At 35.4% G+C, this 5,365-nt stretch carries 9 protein-coding genes and 1 pseudogene; 3 read left to right on the top strand and 7 right to left on the bottom strand.

What is annotated here, in order from left to right; translation table 11 throughout:
- Positions 1-313: 313 nt before the first annotated feature.
- The 6 genes from H1P_RS30685 to H1P_RS30660 form a co-directional block, all read right to left on the bottom strand.
- The gene (locus tag H1P_RS30685) at positions 314-433 is read right to left on the bottom strand and encodes a photosystem II reaction center protein J (RefSeq protein WP_144874894.1); all 120 of its coding nucleotides are present in this window, start codon (positions 431-433) and stop codon (positions 314-316) included.
- 55 nt (positions 434-488) lie between these two features.
- Positions 489-608, bottom strand: coding sequence for a photosystem II reaction center protein PsbL (gene psbL / locus H1P_RS30680; RefSeq protein WP_144874892.1), 120 nt, complete (start codon positions 606-608; stop codon positions 489-491).
- Between the two features lie 12 nt (positions 609-620).
- Positions 621-755 (bottom strand): cytochrome b559 subunit beta, encoded by a 135-nt coding sequence (gene psbF / locus H1P_RS30675; RefSeq protein WP_144874890.1) that lies wholly within the window; start codon positions 753-755, stop codon positions 621-623.
- A gap of 120 nt (positions 756-875) precedes the next feature.
- Positions 876-1,121 (bottom strand): cytochrome b559 subunit alpha, encoded by a 246-nt coding sequence (gene psbE, locus H1P_RS30670; protein ID WP_144874888.1) that lies wholly within the window; start codon positions 1,119-1,121, stop codon positions 876-878.
- 86 nt (positions 1,122-1,207) lie between these two features.
- The gene (locus H1P_RS30665) at positions 1,208-2,212 is read right to left on the bottom strand and encodes a photosynthesis system II assembly factor Ycf48 (protein WP_144874886.1); all 1,005 of its coding nucleotides are present in this window, start codon (positions 2,210-2,212) and stop codon (positions 1,208-1,210) included.
- Between the two features lie 182 nt (positions 2,213-2,394).
- Positions 2,395-2,778 carry a rubredoxin gene (locus H1P_RS30660; RefSeq protein ID WP_144874884.1) on the bottom strand — a complete coding sequence of 128 codons (384 nt, stop codon included), beginning with the start codon at positions 2,776-2,778 and terminating at the stop codon, positions 2,395-2,397.
- A 79-nt stretch (positions 2,779-2,857) separates the two neighbouring features.
- On the opposite strand from H1P_RS30660, the gene H1P_RS30655 reads away from it, so the two are divergent.
- Both H1P_RS30655 and H1P_RS30650 read left to right on the top strand, forming a co-directional pair.
- Complete coding sequence (locus H1P_RS30655; protein ID WP_144874881.1) at positions 2,858-3,262, top strand: thiol-disulfide oxidoreductase DCC family protein; 405 nt, start codon at positions 2,858-2,860, stop codon at positions 3,260-3,262.
- 302 nt (positions 3,263-3,564) lie between these two features.
- A complete protein-coding gene (locus H1P_RS30650; RefSeq protein ID WP_144874879.1) occupies positions 3,565-3,969 on the top strand; it encodes an FHA domain-containing protein in 405 nt (134 codons plus the stop codon).
- A 52-nt stretch (positions 3,970-4,021) separates the two neighbouring features.
- On the opposite strand, the gene H1P_RS30645 is transcribed toward H1P_RS30650, so the two are convergent.
- Positions 4,022-4,993, bottom strand: coding sequence for an alpha/beta fold hydrolase (locus H1P_RS30645; protein WP_144874877.1), 972 nt, complete (start codon positions 4,991-4,993; stop codon positions 4,022-4,024).
- 66 nt (positions 4,994-5,059) lie between these two features.
- On the opposite strand from H1P_RS30645, the pseudogene H1P_RS30640 reads away from it, so the two are divergent.
- Positions 5,060-5,242, top strand: a pseudogene (locus tag H1P_RS30640) (SAM-dependent methyltransferase); the annotation flags it as partial.
- Positions 5,243-5,365 lie beyond the last annotated feature (123 nt).

The raw sequence follows: 5,365 nt of genomic DNA, 5'->3' as shown, positions 1-5,365 counted from the left end.
AATAGTAAATTTAGTTTTTTCAGCAATTTATAAGACAATTTTTGATAGCAGATAATGAGAATTGATATAATCTTGTAGCGGGATGGGAGTACTTCCTTATTTCTCAATACCGTTCGGTTAAGCCCCCCAGCCCCCAACTTTGAGGGAGTTATATTTGTGAAAGTCCCCCAGGATTGGGGGATTTAGGGGGCGGACAAAATAACTTGAGATACTAACCGAACAGTATTGCCTTATTTCTTACTCTCAAAAAAATACCGCCAGCTTATTAATGATAAACAGGCGGTTTAAAACAGATGAACTTTCTATTTTTAAATTACATAGAAGAGCCGACACCTACGTAAGAACCATAGAAAAAAGTTCCAACAACAGCGATTATGCCTAAGCCAGCTACAGTAGCTACAATCCATAAAGGGATTCTTCCTTCTGCGAACATTATTATTTCCTCCTACTGGGATAATGATTAGTAAAATGATGATTTTGATTTCTAATTAATTAAAGAAATAACTAGAGAAAAGAACGCCTAGAACTGCAATTAGAAGCAATCCCAAGTAAAGGGAAGTTCTATTAAGTTCTACGGGTTGTCTATTGGGATTGGTGTTTCTATCCATGATGATTAATTTTTATCTTTGAACAAACTGCATAGCTGCGATCGCACCTAAGAAAAATACCGTAGGTACTGCAAGGGTGTGTATTGCCAACCATCTAACAGTGAAGATGGGGTAAGATACGGGTTGATTAGCAGGACTGTTTGTCATTTTTATGTCACCTAAATTATTTTGTTACTATTCACGTATTCCCAAGGGGCTAGCTGGTACGCCCCATTTGCACAAAACTAAACAGTGTAAACGCTTATGTTAAGTGCGGGATCGCTCGTCTTATTGATTAAACTCTTTGATTTGCTCTTTTGCCTCAAAGCGATCGCTAAGAATAGGTAATTCTACACGGTCTTGAGTATAGTATTCATCAGGGCGAGGAGTACCGAAAGCATCATAAGCTAATCCAGTACTTACAAAAAACCAGCCGGCAATAAACAGCATCGGGATAGTGACGCTGTGAATTACCCAATAACGGATACTAGTGATAATATCGGAAAATGGTCTTTCGCCAGTAGTACCTGCCATAATTTATTTTCTCCTTCCTTAAAAGTTATTTAACATACTTTACATAATACGCAACTAAATGGTTCTCCCACAACTATGCAAGAGAATTAAGCTGCTTCTGAGTTGGGTTCGTATTTAAGTAGATAACCTCTTTCCCCCAGCACAAAGCCTTGTTCTGGAGAATTAAAGACTACTTTGTAGAGATTTGAAGGAACGTCTTCAATCTCTCTATCTTTGAGCCAAGTTTCACCATTATCAGAGCTATAAAGTAAGTTTCCGCTACCTCCTGCAACCCAAAGTTCATCAGAAGTACGATAACCCACATCTAATAAACCCCAACTGGCAGAAAATTCAGGATAAATCGCTTCACCCCAATCTCCTTCGTCTCCAGTTTCACTAAACTGTACTACACCACCACGAGCTAACAACCATAAGTTACTACTTTGGTCAAAGCCCATATTTTGTAGTCTACGAGAAGAGTTACGATTGTGAGGAGTCCATTCTGTATCTCCTGGTGTCCAGGTAGAGTAAAAGTTCCCTTTATTAGAAACTGCTACATACTCTCCATTAGGAGAACGAGTAATGTTACGAGCTACCCCTACTGCACCTTCGACTAAGGCTTTCCAGTTTTTACCACCATCGGTCGTTTTATAGATAGCACCTAAATCAGTAACCATTTCAGCCGTATTATCAGCTAAAGCAATAATACCATCTGGGCTTCCTGGTAGTTTACTGCTTAAAGCTATTCTAGACCAAGTAGTACCACCATCATCAGTGTGCAGTAAGATAGAAGGTTTTCCCACAATCCAACCTTCTTGACCAGAAAAACTAACTGCATCAAAGGCAATTTTTGCATCGCCCAAATCAATGGTTTTTTGTTCCCAATTGTTACCACCGTCATTGGTTTCAAACAGAGTTGCTTGAGTACCAACTAGCCAACCGCGATCTGAATTATCTACGAACGCGATATCAGCAAAAATGGATTCCGTAGGTAAAGTTAGAACTTTCCAAGGATTGCTACTGAGGGATGGAACTTCACTACAACTAATACAAAATACACAAACAGCGACTAATGCCACTACTTGTTGCAATTTTTTCAGTAATTGTTTCATATGGTCTCTACTATAATTTTCCATTTAAAGAGGTTTTGATAAATTGCCATTAAACCCTAAAAAACTCCGTAGTTTAAAAGCGGAGTCTCTAAGAATTAATGACTGGGTTTTTGCCAAGTTAGAATACTATTTACTTTTCTTGTTCCTCAACTAAAAAAGTTTCTTTATACCTGATGTCTAAATTAACTAAGACCGTATAAACTGAGGAAAAATAAGAAACCCAAACCCAACGCACCAAAAATAAGCAAGTTCTTTTGACCAGGAGTCAAACGATTAACTCCAAATCCATAATCTAAATTTTCGGCAAATCCTGAAGGTGCGCCTACTCCACCAATGTCCATAAATTGGCTTTTGGGTACTCCGCAAACAGGACAACGCCAAGCATCGGGTAAATCTGTAAAAAGCGTCCCTGACTCAATATTATTTTGGTTGTCTCCTTTTGCTGGTTCGTATACGTAACCACAGGCGCGACATTCGTAACTAGAAGGAGCTTGTTCCGCTAGAGTTTTTTCGCTACTAGCAGAGGCTTGTTCTACTAAAGGTTTTTCGTTAGCTGGTTCGCTCATTATTTTAATAAGATATAACAAATCTTAAAATATCCTTTAAGAATTATCGCACAAAATAAAGAACAGGAATAAATTATTCATGAACTATCATGTTATTTACGATGGCAATTGCAACCTTTGTGTAACTTTTACCAAGCTATTAGCAAAGTTCGATCGCGGTCAGATTTTTGACTATGTACCCATGCAAGATGAAGCTACATTAGAACAATTTGACATCACCGATCGAGATTGTCAGATGGGGATGATTTTGATTGATGGTCAGCAAACCGAAAGACGATGGCAAGGTAGTAGTGCAGCCGAAGAAATTGGGAGATTATTGCCTTTAGGAGATGCTTTTGTGGCAGCTTATCGCAGTATACCAGGAATGAAATGGATTGGCGATCGCACTTATGAGCAGGTGAGAGATAATCGTTACAGTTGGTTTGGTAAAACAGAATCTACTTACTATTCTGATTATCCTTTTGGTTGTAATGATAAATCATAATTAGCCAAAATTAAGATTAGGTGAGATCGCTTTTTTGACAACTAATTTGCTAATGTAACAATGGAGATTAAGGAGTTACTTAATTAATTTTACTTCTGAAAAAGCTAGTTTATAAGATTAATTTTTTTTGAGAAAGTAGATTGTAAAATAGTATTTATCAGACCTTCAGAGATAGTAGTTAACTTATTGTAGAGTTTCCAAAATAGAGATTATTTATTACATGATTTACCTGATGTTAAAAATATTTTTTTAGATTAAAATCTGGACAGCAGAGATCGTCAAAGAAGTAGATAGACAGGATAATGAGGCAAGAAAGAATAAATACTTCAACAGGAAGACCCATCTTAATCGTTGAGTCTTTTGAATCCAGAAAAACTATTACTCTTAATGTTAATATTTTTTCTATTGGGCGCAATCCTAAATGTTCTTTAGTAATTAACCATAAGTTGGTGTCTCGTCATCATGCTACTATCGCTTGGTTAAGAGATAAAGATCATCATAATAAGTATGCTTATTGGATAATTGACGGTAAAGGTCAAAGACAAAGAAGTAAAAATGGTATCTTAGTTAATGGAGTAAAAACATCACTACATCATTTGCATTCTGGAGATATTATTTCTCTTGGTAATCATACCAAAATTACTTATAGTCATATCGCTGATACTACCGAGAACCTTCAAATTTTCGATACTGTTTATTATTTATAGTACTAGCCAAATATAGAATTTTTCTAAGTTTTTTTAGCGTTTTTCTCTAAAATTATTTTAAAGAGTGTAAAAGTGTTTTTACTGCATTAACGATTAATTGTGGTTCATCTGTCCAAACAAAGTGACTACTACGACTAGCATTTATTTGACTATAATTAGTAGATAGTAAACTTAAATCATGGTGTATTTTATTTCGGAAACTATCAGTTATTTTTAACGGTAATAGCCAAGTAAAGATATTTCTTTTCAAGAAAGTTTTAGATTTTATATTAATAATTGGTATTCCATCTAAGTCATTAGCTGGTTTTAAATACTCGCCACTTTTATCGAGATGCCACAGTTCTTGTGCCATTGTCAGCCAATGCCGAGAACGATAAAATGATCGCTTTACTTGTTGCCTAGTGGTTTTTTCAAACTTACTAAGCTCTGGTTTAATAACTTCAAAAACTCCCCAATTACCTAAAATACGCACAATACCGAGAAAAGCACCCACAATAGAAATAATAAAACCTGAAAAGAAAAAAGCTTTCAAAGCAATAATTGGTAGAGGCATATCTAGCATTGCTGATTCATGTAAGCCATCAACAAAAATAATACCTGTAACTTTTTCAGGATGTTTATGAGCATAAAGTCTCATATTATAACTCCCAAAAGAATCGCCAATTAAAATCAAGGGTGGTTCAATATTTGCTTTAGTTAAAAGTAAGTCTAATTCTATAGTAATGTTATCACTATTGCGAGGTAAAAAACTGCGATCGCTACAACCATAGCCAGCACGATCGTAAATACAAACTTTGGTTAACTTAGCTAAATCATCAATTAAGAAATAACCATCAAGTCCACCCAAGCTATGATCTAACACTACAGTCGGTTTTCCTTCTCCTTTATTGTATAAGTGTAAGCGATAACCTCCAATATCAATCAATTCTCCTGGGGGTATTTGCTGTTTGTTTTCTTTCTTAGTAGCAATTAAATGATATATTGTGGTACAAAACAAAATTAAATATTGTATGTGGTTAAACATTCTTTTAAACGCTATATAATTTTTTATTTAGAATAATCATATTTATTATTAGAAAAATTTTAGCAAATGGTTTTTAAATTAGAAAATGTTGTTCCTTGGGGAAGGTCATTAGCAGATTATCAGAAGATGTTTAATCTTAGCGATGATGACTTGCAATCATCTATTCTTGATTGTGGAGGAGGTCCTTCTAGTTTTAATGCAGAAATGACTCGTCAAAAAAATCAAGTAATTTCTTGTGACCCTATTTATACAGCGGTTTGCATCTAAATGTGGGACAATCAAGCATTGTAAAAGTAGATCGTAAATGAAAGCTTATTCGGTGGATTTTCGAGAGAAGATAGTCAGCGCGATCGAGAAAGGTGATAGTTCAGT

Origin of the sequence: Hyella patelloides LEGE 07179, from assembly GCF_900659865.1 — a bacterium.
GTDB lineage: Bacteria > Cyanobacteriota > Cyanobacteriia > Cyanobacteriales > Xenococcaceae > Hyella > Hyella patelloides.
Note: the sequence above shows the minus strand (reverse complement) of the source record. Positions and strands in the feature narration are given on the sequence as shown.

Coding starts and splice junctions, on each gene's coding strand:
- H1P_RS30660 (WP_144874884.1), bottom strand. CDS start 2,778: ATGAGCGAACCAGCTAACGAAAAACCTTTAGTAGAACAAGCCTCTGCT.
- psbL (WP_144874892.1), bottom strand. CDS start 608: ATGGATAGAAACACCAATCCCAATAGACAACCCGTAGAACTTAATAGA.
- psbF (WP_144874890.1), bottom strand. CDS start 755: ATGACAAACAGTCCTGCTAATCAACCCGTATCTTACCCCATCTTCACT.
- H1P_RS30655 (WP_144874881.1), top strand. CDS start 2,858: ATGAACTATCATGTTATTTACGATGGCAATTGCAACCTTTGTGTAACT.
- H1P_RS30665 (WP_144874886.1), bottom strand. CDS start 2,212: ATGAAACAATTACTGAAAAAATTGCAACAAGTAGTGGCATTAGTCGCT.
- H1P_RS30650 (WP_144874879.1), top strand. CDS start 3,565: ATGAGGCAAGAAAGAATAAATACTTCAACAGGAAGACCCATCTTAATC.
- psbE (WP_144874888.1), bottom strand. CDS start 1,121: ATGGCAGGTACTACTGGCGAAAGACCATTTTCCGATATTATCACTAGT.
- H1P_RS30685 (WP_144874894.1), bottom strand. CDS start 433: ATGTTCGCAGAAGGAAGAATCCCTTTATGGATTGTAGCTACTGTAGCT.
- H1P_RS30645 (WP_144874877.1), bottom strand. CDS start 4,993: ATGTTTAACCACATACAATATTTAATTTTGTTTTGTACCACAATATAT.